The sequence below is a fragment of the Rhizobium sp. BK602 genome (assembly GCF_014195095.1).
Taxonomy (GTDB): Bacteria; Pseudomonadota; Alphaproteobacteria; order Rhizobiales; family Rhizobiaceae; genus Rhizobium.
The window spans coordinates 158,389-181,146 of record NZ_JACIBC010000005.1 but is presented as its reverse complement, the minus strand read 5'-3'; the positions used below and the strand labels follow the sequence as shown (position 1 = coordinate 181,146).

General features: G+C 60.6%; 21 protein-coding genes. 14 read left to right on the top strand and 7 right to left on the bottom strand.

The window, feature by feature from the left end; genetic code table 11:
* Window positions 1-15: 15 nt before the first annotated feature.
* The gene (locus tag FHX11_RS17525; RefSeq protein WP_184358937.1) at window positions 16-1,125 is read left to right on the top strand and encodes an ABC transporter substrate-binding protein; all 1,110 of its coding nucleotides are present in this window, start codon (window positions 16-18) and stop codon (window positions 1,123-1,125) included.
* 154 nt (window positions 1,126-1,279) lie between these two features.
* On the opposite strand, the gene FHX11_RS17520 is transcribed toward FHX11_RS17525, so the two are convergent.
* Window positions 1,280-3,412, bottom strand: coding sequence for a TonB-dependent siderophore receptor (locus FHX11_RS17520; protein ID WP_184358936.1), 2,133 nt, complete (start codon window positions 3,410-3,412; stop codon window positions 1,280-1,282).
* Window positions 3,413-3,773: 361 nt separating this feature from the next.
* Between FHX11_RS17520 and FHX11_RS17515 the strand changes: the two genes are divergently transcribed.
* The 8 genes from FHX11_RS17515 (at window position 3,774) to FHX11_RS17480 (ending at window position 13,303) form a co-directional block, all read left to right on the top strand.
* Entirely contained in the window at window positions 3,774-5,627 is a 1,854-nt protein-coding gene (locus FHX11_RS17515) for an ABC transporter ATP-binding protein (RefSeq protein ID WP_184358935.1), read from the top strand.
* A gap of 132 nt (window positions 5,628-5,759) precedes the next feature.
* On the top strand, window positions 5,760-6,014 hold the full coding sequence (locus tag FHX11_RS17510) for a type II toxin-antitoxin system Phd/YefM family antitoxin (protein ID WP_184358934.1): 255 nt from the start codon (window positions 5,760-5,762) through the stop codon (window positions 6,012-6,014).
* Complete coding sequence (locus FHX11_RS17505; RefSeq protein WP_184358933.1) at window positions 6,011-6,433, top strand: type II toxin-antitoxin system VapC family toxin; 423 nt, start codon at window positions 6,011-6,013, stop codon at window positions 6,431-6,433. Before FHX11_RS17510 ends, FHX11_RS17505 begins: the two co-directional genes overlap by 4 nt.
* Window positions 6,434-6,615: 182 nt before the next feature.
* On the top strand, window positions 6,616-7,713 hold the full coding sequence (locus FHX11_RS17500) for an FUSC family protein (RefSeq protein WP_184358932.1): 1,098 nt from the start codon (window positions 6,616-6,618) through the stop codon (window positions 7,711-7,713).
* 167 nt (window positions 7,714-7,880) lie between these two features.
* On the top strand, window positions 7,881-8,897 hold the full coding sequence (locus FHX11_RS17495) for a zinc-dependent alcohol dehydrogenase family protein (RefSeq protein WP_184359416.1): 1,017 nt from the start codon (window positions 7,881-7,883) through the stop codon (window positions 8,895-8,897).
* A 204-nt stretch (window positions 8,898-9,101) separates the two neighbouring features.
* Window positions 9,102-9,563: a (2Fe-2S)-binding protein gene (locus tag FHX11_RS17490; protein ID WP_184358931.1), complete on the top strand. Its 462-nt coding sequence runs from the start codon at window positions 9,102-9,104 to the stop codon at window positions 9,561-9,563.
* Window positions 9,560-11,824, top strand: coding sequence for a xanthine dehydrogenase family protein molybdopterin-binding subunit (locus tag FHX11_RS17485; RefSeq protein ID WP_184358930.1), 2,265 nt, complete (start codon window positions 9,560-9,562; stop codon window positions 11,822-11,824). The genes FHX11_RS17490 and FHX11_RS17485 overlap by 4 nt, the downstream gene beginning before the upstream one ends.
* Window positions 11,825-11,953: 129 nt before the next feature.
* Window positions 11,954-13,303, top strand: coding sequence for a cytochrome c (locus tag FHX11_RS17480; RefSeq protein ID WP_184358929.1), 1,350 nt, complete (start codon window positions 11,954-11,956; stop codon window positions 13,301-13,303).
* Between the two features lie 42 nt (window positions 13,304-13,345).
* Here FHX11_RS17480 and FHX11_RS17475 read toward each other — a convergent pair whose 3' ends face one another.
* Both FHX11_RS17475 and FHX11_RS17470 read right to left on the bottom strand, forming a co-directional pair.
* Window positions 13,346-14,083 carry an SDR family oxidoreductase gene (locus FHX11_RS17475; protein WP_184358928.1) on the bottom strand — a complete coding sequence of 246 codons (738 nt, stop codon included), beginning with the start codon at window positions 14,081-14,083 and terminating at the stop codon, window positions 13,346-13,348.
* Between the two features lie 16 nt (window positions 14,084-14,099).
* Window positions 14,100-14,513 carry a DoxX family protein gene (locus tag FHX11_RS17470; protein ID WP_184358927.1) on the bottom strand — a complete coding sequence of 138 codons (414 nt, stop codon included), beginning with the start codon at window positions 14,511-14,513 and terminating at the stop codon, window positions 14,100-14,102.
* 153 nt (window positions 14,514-14,666) lie between these two features.
* Between FHX11_RS17470 and FHX11_RS17465 the strand changes: the two genes are divergently transcribed.
* Window positions 14,667-15,044 (top strand): helix-turn-helix domain-containing protein, encoded by a 378-nt coding sequence (locus tag FHX11_RS17465; RefSeq protein WP_184359414.1) that lies wholly within the window; start codon window positions 14,667-14,669, stop codon window positions 15,042-15,044.
* 369 nt (window positions 15,045-15,413) lie between these two features.
* On the top strand, window positions 15,414-16,160 hold the full coding sequence (locus FHX11_RS17460) for an SDR family oxidoreductase (RefSeq protein ID WP_184358926.1): 747 nt from the start codon (window positions 15,414-15,416) through the stop codon (window positions 16,158-16,160).
* A 62-nt stretch (window positions 16,161-16,222) separates the two neighbouring features.
* Here the strand turns inward: FHX11_RS17460 and FHX11_RS17455 are convergent, their stop codons facing one another.
* Window positions 16,223-17,116, bottom strand: a complete 894-nt coding sequence (locus tag FHX11_RS17455; RefSeq protein ID WP_184358925.1) for a LysR family transcriptional regulator — start codon at window positions 17,114-17,116, stop codon at window positions 16,223-16,225.
* A gap of 302 nt (window positions 17,117-17,418) precedes the next feature.
* Here FHX11_RS17455 and FHX11_RS17450 point away from each other — a divergent pair, with 302 nt between their 5' ends.
* Window positions 17,419-17,898: a cyclophilin-like fold protein gene (locus tag FHX11_RS17450; RefSeq protein ID WP_246781054.1), complete on the top strand. Its 480-nt coding sequence runs from the start codon at window positions 17,419-17,421 to the stop codon at window positions 17,896-17,898.
* Window positions 17,899-17,921: 23 nt separating this feature from the next.
* Here the strand turns inward: FHX11_RS17450 and FHX11_RS17445 are convergent, their stop codons facing one another.
* Complete coding sequence (locus tag FHX11_RS17445; RefSeq protein ID WP_184358924.1) at window positions 17,922-18,644, bottom strand: dihydrofolate reductase family protein; 723 nt, start codon at window positions 18,642-18,644, stop codon at window positions 17,922-17,924.
* A gap of 490 nt (window positions 18,645-19,134) precedes the next feature.
* Here FHX11_RS17445 and FHX11_RS17440 point away from each other — a divergent pair, with 490 nt between their 5' ends.
* Together FHX11_RS17440 and FHX11_RS17435 are read left to right on the top strand one after the other, a co-directional pair.
* Complete coding sequence (locus FHX11_RS17440; RefSeq protein ID WP_184358923.1) at window positions 19,135-19,584, top strand: hypothetical protein; 450 nt, start codon at window positions 19,135-19,137, stop codon at window positions 19,582-19,584.
* Window positions 19,581-20,324, top strand: coding sequence for a DUF4405 domain-containing protein (locus FHX11_RS17435; RefSeq protein ID WP_348649713.1), 744 nt, complete (start codon window positions 19,581-19,583; stop codon window positions 20,322-20,324). The genes FHX11_RS17440 and FHX11_RS17435 overlap by 4 nt, the downstream gene beginning before the upstream one ends.
* 19 nt (window positions 20,325-20,343) lie before the next feature.
* Here FHX11_RS17435 and FHX11_RS17430 read toward each other — a convergent pair whose 3' ends face one another.
* Together FHX11_RS17430 and FHX11_RS17425 are read right to left on the bottom strand one after the other, a co-directional pair.
* Window positions 20,344-21,237, bottom strand: coding sequence for a LysR family transcriptional regulator (locus tag FHX11_RS17430; RefSeq protein ID WP_184358922.1), 894 nt, complete (start codon window positions 21,235-21,237; stop codon window positions 20,344-20,346).
* A 280-nt stretch (window positions 21,238-21,517) separates the two neighbouring features.
* Window positions 21,518-22,636 carry an alpha/beta hydrolase gene (locus FHX11_RS17425; protein ID WP_210292497.1) on the bottom strand — a complete coding sequence of 373 codons (1,119 nt, stop codon included), beginning with the start codon at window positions 22,634-22,636 and terminating at the stop codon, window positions 21,518-21,520.
* Window positions 22,637-22,758 lie beyond the last annotated feature (122 nt).

The window sequence follows — 22,758 nt, the reverse complement described above, 5'->3', positions numbered from 1 at the left end:
ATGGCGGTGCTGGCGATGCTCATGTTTTGGCACGCCCCGGCCATGGCGCAGGAAGGACAGTCTCCGATCACCGTGACCGACGTCGCCAATCGCACGGTGACGATCAATGCGCCGGTCAAGCGCATCCTGCTCGGCGAAGGCCGGCAACTGTATCTGATCGCCTCGCTGGAGCCCAAGGATCCGCTGTCGCGTATCGTCGCCTGGCGCAATGACCTCATCCAGGCCGATCCGGGAACCTATGCGCAATATCTGGAGGCTTTTCCCGACCTTGCGAAACTGCCGACCTTTTCGGGGCAGGAGGGCAGCCTGATAGACATCGAGTCGGCTATCATTCGCAAACCCGATGTGGTGCTCCTCAACATCGAGGCGATGCGTGCCAATGAGGATGCCAGATATGTCGACAAGCTCGCCTCCCTGGGTATCCCGGTGCTCTACGTCGATTTCCGGCACCATCCGCTGGAAAACACGGAGCGGACCATTCGCCTGCTCGGGGAAATCATGGATCGCAAGGAACGCGCCGAGGAGATCATCGCCTTCCGCCGGCAGGCGGTCGCACGCGTCACGGACGTGCTCGACAAGGCGAAGCCCGACCGCCCGCGCGTTTTCGTCGAGCGTATCGGCGGCTACTCGGACGATTGCTGCCTGACCTTTGGCGCGGAAAACTTCGGCAGATATGTCGAGGTGGCGGGTGGCCACAATATCGGCAGCGACATCATCCCGACGACCTTCGGTCAGCTCAATCCGGAGCAGGTCATTGTTTCCGACCCGCAGCATGTGGTCGTCACCAGTTCCGACTGGCAGGCTTATGCTCCCGGCGGCCACTGGATTCCGCTCGGCCCCGGCGCCGATCCCGCGATCCTGCGGCAAAAGCTGGAATGGTATCTGACGCGGAATGCCTATGCCGGGACGCAAGCCCAGAAGACGCGCAGTTTCCACGGTATCTGGCACCAGTTCTACAATAGCCCCTATGAGTTCGTGGCCATTCAGCAGCTGGCGAAATGGTTCCACCCCGATCTCTTCGCCGATCTCGACCCCGATGCGACCTTCGCGGAATATCACCGGCGTTTCCTGCCGATCGCCTACAAGCCGGGCTATAGCGTCAGCCTGACGGCAAAGGCGCCTTAACAAGCTGCTTTTCAGACGATGTCACGGCCGACGGGGTTTCATTACCGCGTCGGCCTTCTTGTTTTGTCGGACCCAACCCAAAAACAAAAAGGCGCGCCTGCCATCAATGAGCAGGCGCGCCGATCTTACAGCTGCGATTTGGGACGCCTCATCCTTAGAAATCGGTGGTCATCGACACCTTGACGGTCAGGGGCGCACCCTGCGAAATCGTGCCGAAGCTTGCAACGCCCGACCAGTAATCGGTGTTGAAGACGTTCTCGACGGACGCGCGGAAGGTCACCGGCCGATCCTGGATCTTGGTCGCATAGCGCGCCCCGAGATCGAGCCTCGTCCAGGACGGAAGCTCCTGCTTGTTGGCGGTGTCAGCGAATTGTTCGTCCGTGAAGATGACGTTCGCGGCCAGCGTCAGGCCCTCCACGAAGGGCGTGTCCCATTCGGCGCCGAGATTGGCCTGGATGGTGGGAACGCCGATCGGCCTGTTGCCGACGGTTGCGGCACTGTTGGTCTTGGTAAGTTCGCCGTCGATGAGGGTTACCCCACCCAGCAGCCGCAGATCCGAGGTGACCTCGCCGGCGACATTGATCTCGAGGCCGCGATTGCGCTGCTCGCCGCCCTTCACGAAGACCAGACTGGAGCCCTGGCTTTCAAGCTGTCCGAACGGCTTTTCGATCTGGAAGAGCGCAGCGCTCAGCATGACCCGACCGAGGTCGAATTTCGCGCCGATTTCATATTGCTTGGTCCGATAGGGCGCCAGTGTTTCGCCGGCGTTGACCGCGGTGGCGGGCGCCGTATCGCCGACACTCAGGCCCTCGATATAGTTGGCGTAGAGCGATACGTTTTCCCATGGCTTGACCACGAGACCGACGAGCGGGGTGACGGCCGTCTCATCGGACGACGAGGTGACCGCGCCCGTCGTTGCGGAGTAATTCTTCGAGTCGATCGACTGCCAGCGGCCGCCGACCGTCAGCTGGATGCGCTCGTCGAGAATCGAGAGCGTATCGGACAAGGCAACGCCGGAGAGGTCGCTTTTCGAGGCTCGTCCCACGTTTCGCGGCGCCGGAACGTTCTGCTCGGGGCGTAGCACCGGATCGTAGATGTTGGTGCGTTGCGCCGTGCCCGAATTGGATCCACGATCCAATGTCTGCCGCAAATAGCTGGCTTGCAGCGTGACGGAGTGCGAGACCGGCCCGGTGTCGAACTTCGCGCGCACACCGGTTTCCGCCGTCGTCCTGTCGACGTCGAACACGAAGTTCTGCGGCGTAACGCTGACATCGCCGTTCGAGTTCAGAAGGGTTGGCGTGCCGAACAGTCGAGCCACATGCGAATTGCCGCCGCCGACCGCGCCGAAGATCGTAACGGAATCGCTGACGTCATATTCGGCGCGGCTGAGCCAGGACAGATCCCGGCTCGTCGACCACTCCCAGGGCTCCTGGATATTCAGCCGGCCGTCGGGCGCGTCGGGAAGACTGATCCCCGCCACGGGAAAGAAGGGGCGCTGCGGCGCTTCGAAATGCTGCTTCTGACCGATGACGTCGAGGCTCGCGCGGAAGTTTTCCCCCTGATAGTCAAGGCCGAGCGAGCCGACATAGGCTTCCTGGGTCTGATCGTCGATCGGAGTGTTTCCGCCCTGCAGGCTGCCATTGAAGCGCATGCCGAACTGCCGTTCTTCGCCGAAACGGCGGGCGAAATCGAGATGCGTGCCGCCCTGCAGGTCGGAGGTATACTCGGTGGTCACCCGCGTCAGATCTTCGTCCGGGGCGCGTTTGGGCACGATATTGATCGCCCCGCCGACGCTGCTGTTCGGCGAAATGCCGTAAAGCAGGGCGCTCGGACCCTTGAGCACTTCGACCCGTTCGACATAATCGGTGAAGACGCGATAGGTCGGCGCGATGCCATAGATACCGTCGAAGGCCACTTCCCCGAAATTACCTTCATTGACGGGGAAGCCACGAATATAGAAGGAGTCGAGCATGCCGCCGGAGGCATGGGTGTTCCTGACGGAGGGATCGCTCGCAACCACGTCGGCGATGGTGCTTGCCCCCTTGTCCTCGATCATCTTGGCCGTGTAGCTCGTCGTGCTGAAGGGTGTATCCATCACGTCACGGTTGCCGAGCATCCCGACGCGGCCGCCCTTCGCAATCTGCCCGCCCGGATATTCCTCCGGCAGGGCAGTCGGGTTTTCCGATGCCTTGACGACGATGGGTTGCAACTCGGTTGCATTCTGCGCCATCGCAGGAGTGCACACTCCCGCCAGCAGCGCAGACAGAAGTCCAATACGCTTATTCACACTTTGCCCCCTTAAATTCGCTGCGGACGCGAGTTTTTGATCCCCACACGCGGCAATAGGGAGCTATATAACATGATGGATTGAGTCAAGATAAATGGGATGGGAAAACGGGCTCGTACCCATAACGATGAAGTGAATTAATATTAGTGATATCAGACGTATAGCGGATGTTCGGAACTATTCGGCTATGCTCCGTTCGGCCGCCGCCGCCTTCGATATCGGAGCCGGTTCCGATGAGATCTTCCCTTTTCGGAAGGGCTGCCAATATTCTCCAATTGAGATTGCAGCCGGAAGATGGTCCTATGCAGCCTGTCCAGCTGAGTCTCCGTGTCCTTCTCCCGATTTTCGACCCGAGCGGCCCATGTCGATTTCAGATATGATCTACCGTCCCTTCGAGACGCTGATCCGGCCGCTCGACATCCCCTACCGGCCGTTGCCCTCCAAGGGCCCTGTTGCGGTCCTTCTGCACTTCATCTCGATGTTTCGCGGTGTGCTGATTACGCTTGCCCTTTGCTCCATGGCGATGGAGGTGATCAATCTGACGATCGTCTGGGGGCTTTCGGTCATCGTCGATGGCGTCACGCAACAGGGCGCTTCCGTCTTTCTGGAGAGCAAGTGGCCGCTGCTGACTTTTCTCGGCCTGCTGATCTTTCCGATCATGCCGATCGCCTCGTTCCTGCTCAACACGCTTATGTCGCATACGCTCGGTATCGGCATGCCGGCCGCCATCCAGTGGCAGGGCCACAAGGCGGTGGAGCGGCAGGATCTCGCCTTCTTTCATGATCTTTTTGCCGGTCAGGTTTCCTCGCGGCTGCAACAGGTCTCCTCCGCCGTTCAGCAACAGATCCTCGCCGCCTTCCAGTCCATCCCGCGTTTTCTGATGCAGTTGGTGGGCTCCGTAATATTACTGAGCGCTCTGGCCTGGCAACTTGCCGTGCCTGTCGTCGTCTGGGTCGCGCTCAACGTGGCGTTCACCGTCAGGATCGTGCCGATCTTTGTCGAACGCTCGCGCCGTACCGCCAAACAGCGCAGCCTCGTCGCCGGCGCCATCACCGATCTCTATACCAATATGCAGATGATCAAGCAGTTCGCGGCCGAAGACAGCGAGGCCGGCGCAATCCGCCGCACCATCGAGAAGGCCGTGCAGACGCAGCACAACGAACAGCGCATCTATCGCTCGTCGGAAGTGACGGTCGTGGTGTTGAACACGCTGCTATGGCTGACCATGCTGTCGATCGGATTTTCCGGCCTCGTCAAGGGTTTCCTCACGGTCGGAGAGTTCGTTGGCGCGGTCTACATCCTCAACAGGCTGTCGACGCAGATCTTCGTCTTCCTGCAGATGGGCCAGCAGATCTTCCAGGCGATCGGCACCATCAAGGACGCCATGCCCGTCATGACGACGCCGCCGACCATCGTCGACCGGCCGGATGCGACCGACCTGATGGTTACGAGCGGCGAAATCCGTTTCGACAATGTCCGGTTCGCCTATAAATCCGGCAAGCCTGTCATCGACAAGCTGTCGCTGACGGTGCGGCCCGGCGAAAAGGTGGGGCTGGTCGGCCTCTCCGGTGCCGGCAAGACCACGCTGGTGAGCCTGCTGCTGCGCTTCTATGACATAGGCGAGGGTGCGATCCGGATCGACGGGCAGGATCTTCGCGCGGTCACGCAGGCAAGCCTTCGCCGCAATATCGGGGTCATCGCGCAGGATGTCGCGCTGCTGCACCGTTCGGTGGGCGACAATATCCGCTACGGCCGGCCGGAAGCAACGCAGGGCGAGATCGAGCAGGCTGCGAAAACCGCAAAGGCCGATGCCTTCATCGCCGACCTCGCCGATGGCGAGGGCCGCAAGGGCTATGAGGCTTTCGTCGGCGACCGTGGCATCAAGCTCTCCGGCGGCCAGCGGCAGCGTGTTGCGATAGCGCGCGTCCTTTTGAAGGATGCGCCGATCCTGGTTCTGGACGAGGCAACCTCCGCGCTCGACAGCGAATCCGAGGCCGCCATCCAGGAAAAGCTCAATGTGGTGATGGAGGGAAAGACGGTGATTGCCATCGCACACCGCCTCTCGACCATTGCCAGCATGGACCGCATCATCGTGCTCGATCAGGGGCGTATCCTGGAGGAAGGCAGGCCGGATGAACTGGTCGAGCAGGATGGGCTGTTCGCCCGTCTCTGGAAGCGCCAGACCGGCGGCTTTATTCCCGAGGAAATCGATTAGTCTTTATCGGTATCGTCTGTGGCTTGGCCAATTGTATATTGGAGGTCGACATGGCCCTTCAAACATCCGCTCGGCTTGTTATTTCCGCCTCTGGCGTTATATGTAGGTAATTACCTACACTGAGGTGTCGCCATGAGCATCACGACCCTATCCAGCCGCGAGCTGAACCATGACGTCAGCCGCGCCAAGAAGGCAGCGAACAGCGGTCCGGTTATCATTACGGATCGCGGCAGGCCTTCCCATGTTCTCATGACCTATGATGAATTCGAACGCTTGAGCGGCAAACGCCGCAGCCTGATCGACGCTCTCGCCATGCCTGGCCTCTCGGCAATCGATTTCGAGCCACAGCGCGTTGACATCAAGCCGCGTGAAGTGGATTTGTCTTGATGTATCTGCTGGACACCAACGTCGTTTCCGAGCTGCGCAAGATCGGTGACGGCAAGGCCGATGCCAATGTGATAGCGTGGATCGGAGCCGAAGATGCAGCGCGCTTCTTCATGTCGGCCATCACGATTCTTGAATTGGAGCGGGGCGTGCTCGGGGTGCAGCGGCGGGACGCCGCACAGGGCGCCCGGTTGCGCTCCTGGCTCGATAGTCATGTGCGCCCGGAATTCGCCGACCGTATCCTGCCCGTTGACGACGCAGTTGCGACCCGCTGCGCCCACCTGCACATCCCAGACCGACGCAATGAGGCCGACGCGCTGATTGCCGCGACCGCTTTGGTCCACGATATGGTCGTCGTGACGCGCAATATCAGGGATTTCGAGGGCACCGGCGTGGTCGTCGTCGATCCCTGGCAAGGCTGACCGTTTCGTCTCCCTCGGATGTCGCACTTGATCGGATACCATTTCGCACGCTCCTTCCATATCGGGAAGAATACTGCCATTGTGGGTTTGAGCTGCAATTCATGGCGGCGACATTGCGGGACGGGGAGGGGCAAGACCCTACGGCCATTGTCAGCATATGGTTCTATGCGGAAAGTTGGGCGATGACCGATCTCGCATCTCGCCAAAACCAGTCTCCGCAGCCGCCGAAGGCGTCACTGATCCAGACCAAGCGGGCCGCGGTGCAGGCGCTGCGGGTGATGATCGCCTGCACGGTTACTTACGCTCTTTCCCAGCTTCTCAATCTTCAGCAGGGCTATTGGGCCGTCTTCACGGTGCTCATCGTCATGCAGGCCTCGGTAGGCGCGACGGCCGGAGCCGCCGTCGACCGGCTGGTGGCGACGGTCGCGGGCGCCGTGCTTGGCGGTATCGCCGTTGTCGTGACGCCGCACGAACCGCTGGCCATCGGGATCGCCCTCATCATCGTGGTGGGCATCGCCAGCTTCGCGGCGGCTCGCGCGCCTCGTTTGCGCAATGCCGGGCTGACGGCTGCGATCGTCATGCTCACGCATTCTCCGGCGATCCCGGTGGGGATATTCGTGGTCGACCGAATTGCCGAGATTACCCTGGGCGGCGTCGTTGGTGTTCTCGCCAGCCTCTTCATCCTGCCGACCCGCTCGCGGACGATGGTGCTTGACCGCTTCGGGTCGGCACTCGGCGTCATCGCGCAAATATTGCGAAACCTGGCGGCCGCCGCCGAAAAGGGAGAGGCCATATCCGCGTCGGAGGCCAATATCGCGCTTCGGCAATCACTGATGGCAACGGAAACTCTGTTGACGGATGCGCAGCGCGAGCGGGCCTTTTGGTTGACGAGGCAGGGTATTTCAGAGGCCATTCCCCGCTCCCTTTGGCGAATCCGCAATGACCTGACCTATGTCAGCCATTTGCTCGAAGCGCCTTTTCCGGCAAGTATCGTCGAGGCCATCGGACCTCAGGCGGCACGGGTCCTGGAGGCTCAGGCGAATTTCGCCGAGGCATGCGCTCGTGCGCTTCGCGTCGGTGGAGAGATCGATTCCAAGTTGATCTCGCAAGCAGACGAGGCCTTTGAAACCGCGTTCGATACCCTGCAACATTCACAGGCTGCCCAGTCGATCGGCTTTCGCGAGACCGGGCGTCTCTTCGGGCTCGATTTCACGCTGCGCCGCATGCGCCAGAATTTTCTCGACCTCGCCGACCGTATTCGGGAAAGCCAGATCGCTTGAAGACGCTCTCGGCGGACCGGCCGTCGAACTTATGAATCGGATTCATAAGCGTATGCAACTTTCCGGTATTAATGAAAGCGGCCGCACTCCTTTACAATACCCGTTGCAGCCGTGGCGAGGGTCACGCGCGATGGCTGGCGGCTGAAATAGGAAAGTGAGTGAATACCATGCTGGCAACAATGCTCTATGCCCCCGGAGATGTCCGCTGCGAAGACGTCTCCGAGCCGAAAATCCTTCATCCGACCGATGCCATCATCCGGCTCTCGGCCAGCTGCATCTGCGGCTCCGATCTTTGGCCCTTTCGCGGGCTGAACGATATCAAGGCGCCGATGGCGATGGGGCATGAATATTGCGGCATCGTCGAGGAAGTCGGCAGCGCCGTGACCACGGTCAGGCCCGGCCAGTTCGTGGTCGGTTCCTTCTGTATTTCGGACAATACCTGCCCGCACTGTCGCTTCGGCTTTCAATCCTCCTGCGAACAGCGGGAATTCATGTCGGGCGCCCAGGCGCCGCTGGCTCGTGTTCCGCTTGCCGACGGCACGCTGGTGGCGACGGCGGAATTGCCCGCCGACGATCTGATCCCCAGCCTCCTGGCAACGTCGGACGTTCTGGGAACCGGCTGGTATGCAGCGGATGCGGCGCGGGTTCAGCCTGGCTCGACGGCGGTCGTCGTCGGCGATGGCGCGGTCGGCCTCATGGGCATTCTTTCGGCCAAACAGATGGGGGCCGAGAGAATCATCGCGATGAGCCGCCACAAGACGCGTCAGGATCTCGCCCTGGAATTCGGCGCAACCGATATCGTCTCGGAAAGAGGCGAAGCCGGCGTCGCACGCATCAAGGAGTTGACCGGCGGCGTCGGCGCGGAATCGGTCCTCGAATGCGTCGGCACGCAGGAATCCATGATGCAGGCCATCAATTGCGCGCGCCCAGGCGGATCGATCGGCTTTGTCGGTGTCCCGCATGGCGTCCAGCTTGACGGGCAGGGTCTGTTCTTTGCGCAGAAGAGCCTGCTCGGCGGTCCAGCTCCGGTTCGGCGTTTTCTGCCTTATTTGATGGACCTGGTTCTGGAGCGCAAGATACAGCCAGGCAAGGTCTTCGATCTGGCCTTGCCACTGAGCGATGTCGCCGAAGGCTACAAGGCCATGGACGATCGTCGCGCGATCAAGGTGTTGTTGCGCGTCTGATCCCTCTGCCGGTCGCGCAAGATCAGGGCGGGCCCGCAGCAAAGAGGCGTGACCTAACCATGGGACGATCAACGCGTGCGATGAGCTCGCCCGGCCCAGTTCGGGTGAGCTTTCGTGGTGACCGATAATTGATCACATAAATTGGATCGCTGCTGCTAATATAACGTTTGCGTTCACCGTCGTGTCCAATCTCGAGGAAGGGCCATGAAACTTCAAATCAACAATCAAACCTATCAGGTCGAGTCCGGGGACGACACGCCGCTTCTATGGGTGATCCGGGATGAACTCGGGCTGACCGGTACCAAATATGGCTGCGGTCTGGCGCAATGCGGCGCCTGTTCCGTGCTTGTCGATGGTGAGATCGTGCGATCCTGCGTGACGCCGGTGGAGAGCGTGGTGGGCCGACATATCACCACGATCGAAGCCATCGAGGATGACCCGATCGGCAAAAAGGTGGTTGCCGCCTGGGTGGAGCACCAGGTTCCCCAATGTGGTTACTGCCAGTCGGGCCAGGTCATGGCGGCGACGGCGCTGCTCAAGCAGACGGCCAAACCGTCCGAAGAGGATATCGCGGCGGCGATGATCAACCTCTGTCGTTGCGGGACGTATAATTCGATCAAGGCCGCCGTCCAGGACCTCTCTGGCCAGAAGGTACAAACGCTATGAACGAGATCGACCGCAAACTCGCTTTGGAAGGCGAATTTCCCAACGGCGCGCCAGTCAACATTTCCCGCCGGGGCTTTCTCCTCGGCGCTGTGGGAACGACGGCGGGCGCCCTGGTGCTTGGTTTCGGCATACCAGTCGGCTCGGCGCGCGCCCAACAGGCGGCCGCCATGGCGCCGGGCACGCGGGTTCCCGCGTTTCTCGAGATTCGGCCCGACAACACCGTGCGCTTCATGAGCCCCTTCGTCGAAGGCGGGCAGGGCGTCTTTACGGCCATGGCGCAGATCGTCGGCGAAGAGCTCGACATGGACCCCGCTTCGTTCATCGTCGAAAACGCGCCGACGGGCCCGGACTATCTGGTCATCGGCGGCAAGATGCGCATCACCGGCGGCAGCATGTCCGTGCGCATGAGCTATGAGACGATGCGCCGGCTGGGGGCGCTGGCGCGGGCGATGATCCTGGAGGCGGCGGCAACGCGCCTGAACGTTCCGGTTGGCGAGCTGACCACCGAACCGGGCGAGGTCATCCATGCCGCATCCGGCCGCAAGCTGGCCTATGGCGATGTCGCCACGATTGCGATGGGCCTTCCCGTGCCGGCTCCAGAAAGCGTTTCGCTGAAGGATCGCAGCCAGTTCCGCTGGATCGGCAAGCCGGTGAAGCGGCTCGATGTTCTCGACAAGTCGACCGGCAGGGCCGTCTATGCCATCGATTGCAAGGTCGACGGCATGCTGCACGCCGCCGTTCAGCATGCGCCGCGCCTGGGGCTGTCCGTCGGCAATATTCGCAACGAAGCCGAAGTGAAGGCCATGACCGGCGTGCATTCGGTCCACCGGTTGCCCGGCGCTGTCGCGGTTGTCGCGGAGAGATGGTGGAATGCCAAGCGCGCGGTCGAGGCGCTTCAGGTCGATTGGGCCGAACCGGGTGCGCAACCGCTCATACCGGGTGCGCGCAACATGCCCGCCGATTTTTCCACCGCCGCCTTCAGCCAGCGCCTCGCCACCGAGGCTGGGGAAGGCAAGGATGCGGAGAAGGAAGGCGATGCGGCGGGCGTTCTGGCGAGCGCCAAGACCATCGTGTCCGCCACCTATCACAGCCAATATGTGCATCACGCGCAGCTGGAGCCGCCATCGACGCTGGCGCGGTTCAACGATGACGGGACGCTTGATCTGTGGATGCCCAACCAGGCACCGGAAATGTTCCAGGCCGTGATCGCCAAGCTTGCCGGCCTCGACCCCTCGAAGGTCAATATTCACAGCCCGTTGCTGGGTGGCTTCTTCGGCCGCCATTTCCTCTATGCGGCAGCCAATCCCTTTCCCCAGGCCATCCAGCTCGCCAAGGATGTCGGCCGGCCGGTCAAGGTGATCTGGACCCGCGAAGAGGAATTCCTGCGTGATCCGCTGCGCCCGATGGCGGCGGTTCGCTTCCGGGGGGCGCTCGACGACAAGGGCATGCCGATCGCGCTTGAGGCGATCACTGTTTGTGAAGGGCCGACCGAAGGGATTTCCGGCCATAACGCCGAGAAAATCGACGATACGGCGGTCGAGGGGCTGACGGGCAAGGCCTATGCCATTCCCAACCGCCGCATCGCACAGATCTACGTGGAAAACCCGACAATGCTGGCCTACTGGCGATCCGTCGGCAATTCCATGAACGATTTCCTCTACGAGTCCTTCCTTGACGAGTTGGCGGACAAGGGAAAACAGGACCCGTACGAACTGCGCCTGCGGCTCCTTGAGGGCAATGAGCGGCTCACCAATCTGCTCAAGGCGGTCGCGGATCTTTCCGGCGGCTGGAAGCGGGGGCCGTTCACGGCCGACGACGGTTCGCGCCGGGCGCGGGGCGTGGCGATGGCGTCCCCCTTCGGCAGCCACACGGCCGCCATCGCCGAGGTCTCGATCCGAAAGGGTGAGGTCGTGGTTCACGATGTCTGGGAAGCGATCGATCCCGGCAGCATCGTCAATCCGGCGATCATCGAGGCCCAGATCAATTCGGCGACGGCGCTCGGTCTCTCCCAGGTGCTGATGGAGGAGGCCGTTTACAAGAATGGCGAGCCGGTCGCGCGCAATTACGATCTCTACCCCATCCTGCCGCCCGATCGAATGGCGCGCGTGCATACGCGTATCGTCGAAAGCGGCGCGCAGATGGGCGGCATCGGGGAGCCGGGACTTCCCGCCATTCCTCCTGCCGTTGCCAATGCGGTCTCTACCCTGACGGGACAGCGAATCCGCAGCATGCCGCTTTCGCAATACACCTTTGAAAGCTAGGCCGTCCTGCTTCGCCCGCTTCCCATCGCCTCGAACCGCGAGAGGCGTTGGGAGCCGAATGAGGCAGGGCGTCCATGACGCTATGCGTATCAAAGCCAAAAGACACCGAACAAACGGGATGGATTGTCCTTGAAGAAAGCGCTCCTGGTTCTGCTCCTGATCGTCATCGTCGTCGCCGGCGGCTTGACGTGGTTTGTCACGCACAAGCCGTCTTCTCCCTTCGACCAGACAGGCGCTGCGCAAGCGCCGTCGTCCGAGCTTGTGCAGCGCGGCGAATATGTCGCGCGCCAGGCTGACTGCGTTGCCTGTCATAGCGTGCCGAACGGCAAGCCCTTTGCTGGCGGTCTGGAAATGGGAACGCCGCTGGGCTCGATCTTCGCGACGAACATAACGCCCGACAAGCAGACCGGTATCGGCAATTATACCCTGGCCGATTTCGACCGCGCGGTTCGCCATGGCGTCGCGCCCGACGGACGCCGGCTCTATCCGGCCATGCCATATCCCTCCTACGTGAAGATGAATGATGATGACATTCGCGCGCTCTATGCCTTCTTCACGGCCGGGGTGGCGCCCGTCAATCAAGCGAACAGGGATTCCGACATAAGATGGCCGCTGAACATGCGGTGGCCGCTGGCCCTGTGGAATGTAGTCTTCACCGACAAGGGCACCTATGTCGAGAAGGCATCGCAAGATGCGGTGTGGAACCGCGGTGCCTACCTCGTGCAGGCAGCGGGGCACTGTGGCAGCTGTCACACCCCGCGCAGCCTGACCATGAACGAAAAGGCCCTGGACGAAAGCAGTCCGCTCTATCTCGCCGGCGCGCTCCTCGATGGCTGGTATGCGCCGAGCCTTCGCCAGGATCACAATACCGGGCTTGGCCGCTGGAGCGAGGAGGATATCTATCAGTTCCTGAAGAGCGGCCGCAACCAGCACGCCGTCGTCTTCGGCTCGATGACCGAGGCCTACAACAATTCCACGCAGTTCATGACGGATGACGATCTGCGCGCCATCAGCCATTATCTGAAATCGCTGCCGGGAGACCCCGCAAGCGATGGCACGCCATGGCAATATCAGCCGGCGACATTGGTCAGCGCGTCGTCTGCCGATCGTGCCAACGCGGCCGGCGCGCAGACCTTTGCGGCCAAATGCAGCTTCTGTCATGGCAATGACGGGAAGGGCCGCAACCAGTGGATACCGCCGCTGGCCGGCGCCGCCTCGTCATTGGCAAAGGAAAACGCCTCGCAGATCAATGTGACGCTGAACGGATCTGGCCGCGTCGTCACGGCGGGAATCCCCGATGCCTACCGCATGCCGCCCTTCCGCGAGCAGCTTTCCGACGAACAGATCGCCGATGTCCTTTCCTATGTCCGAACGACATGGGGAAACCACGGCGGACCCGTCGGCTCTGAAGAGGTTCGGGCTCTGCGCGACCATACCGATCCCGCAAGCAGCAGCCCTATCATCCTGCAGATGCGGTAATCGAAAGAGGCGGCGGAAGATCGCTTCCGCCGCCATGATACTCTACCGTGCGCTATCGATGATCGAACCGCCGTCGGGGGTGAGGCTGTAACCGGTCATATACTGGGCATCCTTGCTGGCCAGAAACAGGACGACGGGCGCCACGTCGTCTTCCGCCGATCCGTGCCGGCCCAAAGCATTTGTTGCCGGGGGAGCGTCTCCACCCCAGGTGTTGGCAACCGGCAGGACGTTGTTCACGGTGATCTTGTCGGCGCCCCATTCGCGGGCGGCTACCCTTGTCAAAGCGCGCACCGCCTCCTTCGCCATGTCGTAGGGACCATAGGGCACCATGCCGAGAACGCCGGCCAGCGAGGCGAAATTGATGACGCGTCCGTTCCCGCTTGCCTTGAGGCTGGGATAGCATGCCTGCATCGTCCGCAGGTAAGCGATGGGCCCCATGTCGAAATTGCGTTGCAATTGCTCGACCGAAAGATCGTTGATCGACGACTGGACCACGGACGGGTCGAAGGCATTGTTGACAAGGATATCGATCCCGCCATAGGCAGCCACCACTTTCGCCACTGCATCCTTGATCTGATCGGGATCGGAAACATCGCAGACGATACCAAGCGCGGTGCCGCCGTCAGCGATGATATCGGCAACGACCTTGTCCACATTCGCAGCCGTCAGCGAAACCACGGCGACCTTCGCTCCTTCCGATGCGAATAGTTTGGCGGTGGCGCGGCCGATACCGCGGCCAGCACCGGTTACAATGGCAACTTTTCCGTCGAGTCTACCCATGTTCATCTCCATGCTGTCAGAGTTTTGAGGCTTGGCCGGGCTGAAACGTCATCGCCGGCACATAGGGCGATGGCGTTTCGCGAGCGGCGTTTTGCGTGAGGAAAGAGGCGGTCAGCAATGTCAGCCCCACGACTGCTGGCAGGGCGCTTCTCGGCTTGCGCACACCGAGATGCGCCAGGCCGGATAGCAGCAGGTGATAGAAGATGCCGGCATAGGCGAGATCACTCGCGGCCACCTTGAAGCGTGACAGGATTGCCGCCACGCCCAGGATTTTCACGGCGATCATTACAGGGACGAGATAGGCCGGATAGCCGAGATCGGCGAGGGCCTGACGGGTCCAGGTTCCTTTTGTTGCGTAGATATAGGCGGAGGTCAGATAAAGCAGGCACAGCAGCATCGTGCTGATCCAGTATGTGTATATCGTGGCCATATGGTCTTCCTGTTGCCGCATCGGCGGCAACCCTCTTTGATCAATCTTGTCGTTAGGACCGAGGGGCGGTTTTCATCTGCCGGCCTGCAGTCTGCATTGAAAATGTCCACTAAGATCGATATTAACAAGTAGGATGAAAAACTCGTGGTTAGTATGGAAAACCAGACCATGGCCGATGAAGCGATCAACATGCATGAGGAGATGCGCCGTGCATTCGCGCTACTCTCGGGCAAGTGGAAGCTGGAAATCATGTGGTTGCTCAATCAGCGGGTCTATCGCTTCGGCGAGCTGCGAAAGGCGATCCCCGGCATCACGCAGCACATGCTGACCGCGCAGCTTCGCGAGCTGGAGGCGGACGGTCTGGTGTCACGCACCGTCTTTGCGGAGGTTCCGCCTCGGGTCGAATATGAGATCACGCCAAAGGCACGCGGGCTCGGGCCGACAATGGAGGCACTGACCCTATGGTGGCAGACATATGGAAGCAGCGTCGCACCCAAGGCCACACGCGGGCGTAAATCGCGAAAGGGTTAAACGCTGCACGCCCATGCCTGTGCAGATCGGCTCCTGGTCGCCCGACGGTCTTTCGACTTGCGCTCCCTCGCGCCGCTCCGGCATGACGTGATCCGGACGTCCATAGTCCCATTCATGAATCATCCTCATAACGTTTTGCCGACTGACCTATCTAATCATAGGTCGAGACCGCTGCTAACCTGTTCGAACTCGGCATGGAGACGGGACGGGTGCTGGCCGCCTGACTTTGAATCTCCGGGAAAACGGCGTTTCTGGCCGCGAATGGCGAAAGCTCCTCCGCTCGGGGTCGCCGCCTGATCGCGACATGGTCACGCATCGGCACCTGGTTCGCCGAGCCGCAAATCTGATTCACAAGCATAGGACTGAAACATGACGCAGGGTATTGAAAACAAGGTCGTGGTGATCACCGGGGCGAGTTCGGGACTTGGGGCTGCGGCAGCTCGCCGTCTCGCCAGCGAGGGAGCGAAAGTGGTGCTCGGCGCCCGCCGTGCGGACCGGCTTGAGGCGCTCGCCGAAGACATTCGGAGCGCGGGAGGCAAGGCTCTCGCCGTCGCCACCGACGTCACGAAGCGCGACGATCTGAGGAAATTGGCCGACAGCGCGATTGATCTGTTCGGTCGTATCGACGTGATGCTCAACAATGCCGGCCTGATGCCGCTTGCGCCTTATGAGCGTCTCAAGGTCGATGAATGGGACAAGATGATCGACGTCAACATCAAGGGTGTGCTCTATGGGATCGCCGCCGTTCTCCCGCACATGCAGGCCAGAAAGTCAGGCCACATCATCAATGTTTCTTCCGTTTATGGACACATAGTGTCGCCCGGAGCCAGCGTCTATTGCGCCACCAAATGGGCGGTGCGCGCTATTTCCGAAGGGCTGCGCCAGGAGGTAAAGCCGTACAATCTGCGAACGACCGTCATCTCTCCAGGCGCCGTCGCCACTGAACTGCTGCATCAGATCAGCGAGAAGGACGTCTTCAACAATGTCAAGGATTTCGTCGATAGGGTTGCCATCTCAGACGACTCCTTCGCGCGGATGGTTTCCTTCGCGATCTCGCAGCCCGATGATGTCGACGTGAGCGAGATCCTGTTCCGGCCGACGGCCCAGACCGAGTAGGGTCGCATCGATTGCCGTTGTCTCTTCCGCTCCGTGCATGGAGGAGGCGACGGCGCCGGAATCTAGTGGCGATGGCGCAGTGCGTCGATCAACGCCACAAAGGCTGGCGACGACTGCCTGCGGCTTGGGTAGTAGATGTGATATCCTTCCCAATAGGGGCAGAATGGTTCGAGCACCCGCTTCAACCTTCCATCGGTGATGTCGGGCGCGGCGATGTCTTCGGGAACATAGGCAAGGCCAAATCCGTCAATCGCGGCATCGCGGATATCGTAGATGTTGTTAAACGTGACCTGGCCTTCGACGCGGACTTTGATCTCGCGACCATCCTCCTCAAACTCCCATGCCCAGAGGCCGCCATAAGTCGGAAGCCGCAGGTTGATGCAGCAATGCTGCACCAGGTCTTCGGGGCGCTGGGGTTCGGTCCTGCCGATAAAATATGAAGGGGCTCCCACGACAGCGAAACGGATGTCTGGACTGATCCGCACTGAGATCATGTCTTTTGCGACCTGCTCGCCCAATCGGATGCCGGCATCCAGGCGATCCTGAACGATGTCTTTGAGGCTGTTGTCGAAAATCATCTCGACATTCACATCCGGGTATTGTCGCAGGAAGGATGTGAGCTTTGGCCAAAGGATGCATCTGAGGGGATGGTCGGACGTCGTGATGCGGATCGTTCCCGCCGGCTTGTCGCGTAGTGCGCTCAGGGCGTCGACCTGTATCTCGATCTCGTCAAAGAGCGGTCCCACGCCCTCTAGCAAGCGTTCGCCTGCCTCCGTCGGCGACACCGCGCGCGTCGTGCGTGTCAGGAGGCGGACACCGAGCCTAGCTTCCAGCTGTCGAAGGGTGTGACTGAGTGCGGACTGGGATATGCCGATTTTCGCAGCCGCCCTGGTGAAACTGCGCTCCCGCGCGACCGCGAGGAACGCGACCAGGTCATTGACATTTTCCCGCGACATTCATGAACCTTCTCATATTGAGCTGCCGATAGTAACGGCAAAACGTACCAATGAAAGCCGGCATGACATGCTGGCGTATTCGATGTGCGCCCACGCATTCTCCTTCCGTGGTGATGTCGATCTGAGCAAGCGCCGTGCCGCTGAAATTTGCAGTCTGACAGGAAATATTGATGAGGTCCCCTCATGACTGCATGCGGTCTCGGCGACCTAATGCAGTCCGGTTCATCCTGTTATGGTCTCGCAGCTGAAGACAGGCCGCGATGCCGCTCGCTTGCGGTCCGCAATCAATATGAGGGGGCGCGATGAAAGCCGGAAGCAATCCGACACGCCGGAGCCTGATTGCGATGGCGTTGACGAGCGTCGTGCCGGGACCTGTTCAGGCTCAGACGCAGCCGATAGCGCCGAAAGTTCGGAGTTCGAAGATGAGAATTGAATTTTCCTTTGCTGATTTTGTCTTTGCGGCAAGCCTCCATGACAATCCGTCAGCCCAAGACCTCGTCTCGATGATGCCTCTTAATTTCACCATCGAAGACTATTCCAACAATGAGAAGATCGCTTATTTGCCGAGAAAGCTCACCGGGCAAAACAGCATCGCGTTCGACAATGAGGCGATTGGTGACCTTTGCTACTACGCTCCATGGGGCAATCTTGTTTTCTATTATGCGCGCTATCGCTATTCGCCAGGACTGATCCGGCTCGGCCGCCTCGACAACGGTATCGAACCGTTGCTCACTCGTGGCAAGTTCCCGCTAAAGGCGAGGCTTTTGAGCGAGAGAGCATAGTGGTACGGCGTAGCCGGAGACCGCTACACCGCTGGAGCAGGCTCGACCGCATGCCGTAGCCAGACCATTCCGCCTTCCAGAGTTTCACAGGCAATAAGGCGAAGCGCCTGGCCGGCGCCGGGGCGCTGATCGTCATCGCCACCATCCCAGTCGACGATGCTCGGCGTCCCGGCAAGGCCATCGATACCGGGATAGATCAAGGTGCTGAATTCATCGATCAGCCGCTGGCGAAGAAAGGAACCATTGATCCTGCCGCCTCCCTCCAGCAGCAGTTTCTTGACGCCGAAGACGGATGCGAGCTGCGCCATGGCCAAGGAGAGGTCGTCTCCCTTTGGTCCGGCGAAAACATAGGAAACACCATCCTCCCACAGCTCCGACAGATAGGCGTCCGAGACCTGCTCGCCGAGAACGGCGACGATGTGATCACCGCCGATATTGTCTCGCCCGTAATGCAGGCGCCCGGATGGATCGATCGCAATCGCGAGATTGCGGCCATTGCGATTGGCGACATAGGGAGTGCGTTCTATCGGTGTGACCGCGCTTACGGTCCGTTCCTGTCCTTTGGCCATTTCGCTCATCGTCATCCGGCCAACGATCCAGCCCTCCGCCTCGAACTGATCGGCCACCGTCTCATAGTGCCCCCGCAAGGCGTCGGTGGAAATGCCCGCGGCAGCCGCGGTAAACCGGCTCGGATGAAGCCGGCCGTCAATCGAGGTGATCATATGGCAGATGATGTAGGGGCGCATGGCGAATAACCCTTTCGTTGCAGGGGCAGGACAAGCTTCGCATCCTCGTTTATCTCAGCTTTCCGACGTCCTGTTTAGATGGCAATTCAAGCATGCTTTCATGAGCATAGCTCATAAAAACATGGTGGCCGTTGTGGAAGCCGCGCAAATCGCGACGCGATGTGTCCGGTTGGGTTTCGTCACTGGCCACGCCTCCAAGTTCGGATTGATGAATCCGTTTCATAGCGGCAAGCGCGCAAACCCTACTAATTGCCCATTGGGTGATCTGCTATGCCTGTGTCCTGTCTCCGCTCGAAGTGGATAGAGCAGGGTTTGCAAGGCCGTTGGCGCCAAACCCCGCCGGTCGCGCAGCGCAATTTCTCGATGAATAGCGAGGCGGAACACAAAGAGGATGAACAGGCTGTCCGATCGAGCCTTTCGAGACGGTCGTGCTGAAAGGATACGCATGGAAGCGACAAGGTTTGTTCGGCGGTTCGGGTTGGTGTTGTCGATGGGGGTGGCCGTGTTCGCCGCCGGCTATCTATTGTCGCCCGAAGGAACTGGACCGACGCCCGCTATTGCCGCGGCAAACGGGGTGACGTTCCCGCCGCTTGGCCAGCTGGAACATTACACAACGGTTCGCCGCGGGGTGACGAGGGAGCACATGCTCACCAGCCGGGCCGCGCTCGACGCCATCAAGGCCGGTCGGCCGGTTCCGGTCGGCACGCATGTGGTCCTCGTCGATTATCAGAGCGATGTTCTGACCCGCTATCTCGTTGCCCAAAAGATGGGAGAGGGCATCGACGACTGGCAATACCAGTGGTTCTGGCCGGATCAGTCGATCAAGGCCGACGAGAACATCGCCCAATGCTATGCGTGCCACCAGCGATCGCGCCGCGAGCGGCAGTTCATGTTCACCTTCGGCGATGCGCTCAGCTTCGACGGGAGCCCGCCGACGTGAGGTCCGCCTTCGCGACCCGCCTTGCGCTGCCCGCAGCCATGGCACTGCTGCTGCTGTTCTCGCTCGCCTACTGGTGGCTCGACAACCTCCCGCATGAGATATTCGGGACAGCCCTGTTTATCTTGCTCGCCTGGCACATTGCCGTGAACCGGTTCTGGTTCAAGAACCTGCTGAAGGGGCGCTACGACATGCGCCGCGCGATCACGGTCGTGCTCCATCTGCTGCTGATCGCCAACATGCTTGTCCTGTTGCTGACGAGCATCGTGATCTCAAGATCGGTGTTTGCAGCTCTTCCGATTCCGGACAGTATTTATCTGCGCGACATTCATTGGTTCGCGGCCTATTGGGTGATGATGATCGTCGGGGTCCATCTGGGCCTGCATTGGAGCCGCGTGATGGCTTTGGTTCGTTCGGCCCTGGGGCTTGCCCCGGAAAATGCGATGCGAACGCTGTTGCTTCGCATCCTTACCCTTGCCGTTGCCGGCTTCGGCATCCGGAGTTTTGCAGTGCTCGGCGTGTGGGCAAAACTTACCTTCAGTTACAGTCTCGATTTTTGGGATTTCACCGCGTCGGTAACACCCTTCTTCGGGCATTGGGCTGGCGTTGTCAGTCTTCCCGCCATCGTCACGCATTATGGCATGGTGTCGTGGCGCAAGCGGCGCTCGACAGCCTCGCCGGCGGCGAAACAGGATGGCGCCATCGCGGAACAAGACGCATTGAAGAAGGCAAAGCGTGCATAGTTCGCCCAGAGGGCGCCCTCTATTCGCGATGACGCAATGCGTCGAGCACCGCAATAAAGGCGGGTGAGGACTGCCGGCGGCTCGGATAGTAAAGGTGATAGCCGTCCCAGTGGGGTGAAAATTTCCGCAGCGTCCGCACCAGGCGCCCTTCCTTGACATAGGGCAAGATGATCTCTTCCGGAATATAGGCGAGACCGAAGCCGTCCAGTGCGGCTTGTAAGATGTCGAAGCTGTTGTTGAAGTTAACCTGGCCGTCGACGCGAATCCGGAGCTCGCGGCCATCCTCTTCGAATTCCCAGACATAGAGGCCGCCGGAACTTGGAAAGCGGAAGTTGATGCAGGCGTGGCCGACAAGATCCTTGGGGTGGTGTGGTTCCGGGCGGCTCGCAAAGTAGGACGGCGAACCGACCACGGCGAGGCAAAAGTCGGGACCGATCCGGGCGGATATCATGTCCTTGGCGAGATGCTCGCCCATTCGCACACCCGCGTCGTAGCGCTCGGTCACGATATCCGTGAGCCCGTTGTCGAGGACGAGTTCGACTTTGATATCGGGATACTGAGGGAGGAATTTCCGCAGCTTGGGCCATAGCACATATTTGATGGCATAGTCGGCGGCCGTGATGCGGATGGTCCCGGCCGGCTTGTCGCGCAGGGCGTTGAGCGCGTCAACCTGAACCTCGATCTCGTCGAAATGCGGCGCGATGCCCTCCAGCAGGCGCTCGCCGGGTTCGGTGGGCGTGACGGCTCGCGTCGTGCGGCTCAGCAGCCGTACGCCCAGCCGCGCCTCGAGCTGGCGAATTGTATGGCTCAGGGCGGATTGCGATACGCCCAACTTGGCGGCGGCTCTCGTGAAGCTGCGTTCGCGTGCCACGGCCACAAAAGCCAACAGGTCGTTAATGTTCTCGCGCGGCACTCATGAATCCTTCTCATGCTATGCCGGTCGTTATACTGGAAAGTCGATGATTGGAATAGTGACGGGAGGCGGCGTCCGCTCACGACATCATCACGACGAGATCACATTTGCGAAGGTCAGACCATTACAAGCCCGCGCCCTCATCTGGGCGGAAAAAACCATGCGTGGCTGCGGCAATGGCGAGTGGGCGAGACCAGGTGCGATCGCTGCATTCTGCTGGAGAGCCCAGAAGGGCTCTCCAGGTCGTTTTCATGTCACAGGCGACCCGTCGCCGGGAAGCTTATGCGGATGCGAGATGCTGGCTGAAGAAGTTGGTCAGCTTGTCGAAGGGGATCAGATCGACACGATCATAAAGATCGACGTGACCGGCACCCGCGACCCAGACAAGTTCCTTCGGCTCGGCTGCGCGCTTGTAGGCATCTTCGCTGAATTCGCGCGAGTGGGCCTTGTCGCCGGAGATGAACAGCATCGGACGCGGAGAGATCGTTTCGATGTCGTTGAACGGGTAGAAGTTCATGAACTTGACATTGCTGGTGACCGTCGGCTTCGTCGTCCTCTGGTCGGAGGCGCCTGCCGGCGTGACCTCACCGCGCGGCGTGCGGTAGAAATCGAAGAACTCGCGCTGGATCGGATTGGTATCCGCCGTCAGGACGAGATCCGTGCCGCCGGCAACGTCGATCGGGCCTCCTTCGAACTCGGCATAGCGCTTCTGCGCCGCCGCGGCGATGATCTGCTTGCGCTGTTCGACCGATAGCGACTTGTTGAGCGCATCGCGGTTGGCGGCGCCCATGTCGTACATGCTGACCGTCGCGATCGCCTTGAGCCGCGGATCGATCTTGGCGGCGCTGATGATGAAGCTGCCGCTGCCGCACACACCGATGCCGCCGATGCGCTCGCGATCGATGAAGGGGCGGGTGCCGAGAAAATCGACGGCGGCGCTGAAGGCCTCGGCGTAGTGTTCGGGCGAGACCATGTTGCGCGGCTCGCCTTCGCTTTCGCCCCAGAAGGGGAGATCGATCGACATGGCGGCGAAGCCTTGCTCGGCCATTTTCGTGGCGTAGAGGTTGGCGCTCTGCTCCTTCACGGCACCCATCGGGTGACCGACGACGATCGCCGCGTTGCGAGCATTCCGGTCGAGGTTTTTGGGCAGGAAGAGATTGCCTGCGACATTTTGCTGGTACTGATTTTTGAAGGTGACCTTTTCGAGCGTCACCCGGTCGCTCGTGTAGAAATTATCTGCACCATTGGACATGTCTTGTGCCTTTGCAAAGGGAAGGTCGAGGATGGACATCGCGCCCAGCGCGGCAACACTGGCGCCGGTCAGTTTCAGGAGGTTGCGCCGATCGATATCGACGTTGTTTTCGTCGTTCGCTTCGACAGGCTTTTGGGTGTCGTTCATCATCCGTCTCCATATCTGGTTCGTTGAGTTGCTCATGTAATTCGACCGGGCCGGGGGAATTAGACCGCTGATTTCGCTCGTCGTTATGAGGGCTGCTCATGAATAGGCTGGCGGCACTTCCG

Coding starts and splice junctions, on each gene's coding strand:
- FHX11_RS17525 (WP_184358937.1), top strand. CDS start 16: ATGCTCATGTTTTGGCACGCCCCGGCCATGGCGCAGGAAGGACAGTCT.
- FHX11_RS17515 (WP_184358935.1), top strand. CDS start 3,774: ATGTCGATTTCAGATATGATCTACCGTCCCTTCGAGACGCTGATCCGG.
- FHX11_RS17510 (WP_184358934.1), top strand. CDS start 5,760: ATGAGCATCACGACCCTATCCAGCCGCGAGCTGAACCATGACGTCAGC.
- FHX11_RS17500 (WP_184358932.1), top strand. CDS start 6,616: ATGACCGATCTCGCATCTCGCCAAAACCAGTCTCCGCAGCCGCCGAAG.
- FHX11_RS17495 (WP_184359416.1), top strand. CDS start 7,881: ATGCTGGCAACAATGCTCTATGCCCCCGGAGATGTCCGCTGCGAAGAC.
- FHX11_RS17490 (WP_184358931.1), top strand. CDS start 9,102: ATGAAACTTCAAATCAACAATCAAACCTATCAGGTCGAGTCCGGGGAC.
- FHX11_RS17485 (WP_184358930.1), top strand. CDS start 9,560: ATGAACGAGATCGACCGCAAACTCGCTTTGGAAGGCGAATTTCCCAAC.
- FHX11_RS17475 (WP_184358928.1), bottom strand. CDS start 14,083: ATGGGTAGACTCGACGGAAAAGTTGCCATTGTAACCGGTGCTGGCCGC.
- FHX11_RS17470 (WP_184358927.1), bottom strand. CDS start 14,513: ATGGCCACGATATACACATACTGGATCAGCACGATGCTGCTGTGCCTG.
- FHX11_RS17465 (WP_184359414.1), top strand. CDS start 14,667: ATGGAAAACCAGACCATGGCCGATGAAGCGATCAACATGCATGAGGAG.
- FHX11_RS17460 (WP_184358926.1), top strand. CDS start 15,414: ATGACGCAGGGTATTGAAAACAAGGTCGTGGTGATCACCGGGGCGAGT.
- FHX11_RS17455 (WP_184358925.1), bottom strand. CDS start 17,116: ATGTCGCGGGAAAATGTCAATGACCTGGTCGCGTTCCTCGCGGTCGCG.
- FHX11_RS17450 (WP_246781054.1), top strand. CDS start 17,419: ATGAAAGCCGGAAGCAATCCGACACGCCGGAGCCTGATTGCGATGGCG.
- FHX11_RS17445 (WP_184358924.1), bottom strand. CDS start 18,644: ATGCGCCCCTACATCATCTGCCATATGATCACCTCGATTGACGGCCGG.
- FHX11_RS17440 (WP_184358923.1), top strand. CDS start 19,135: ATGGGGGTGGCCGTGTTCGCCGCCGGCTATCTATTGTCGCCCGAAGGA.
- FHX11_RS17425 (WP_210292497.1), bottom strand. CDS start 22,636: ATGAACGACACCCAAAAGCCTGTCGAAGCGAACGACGAAAACAACGTC.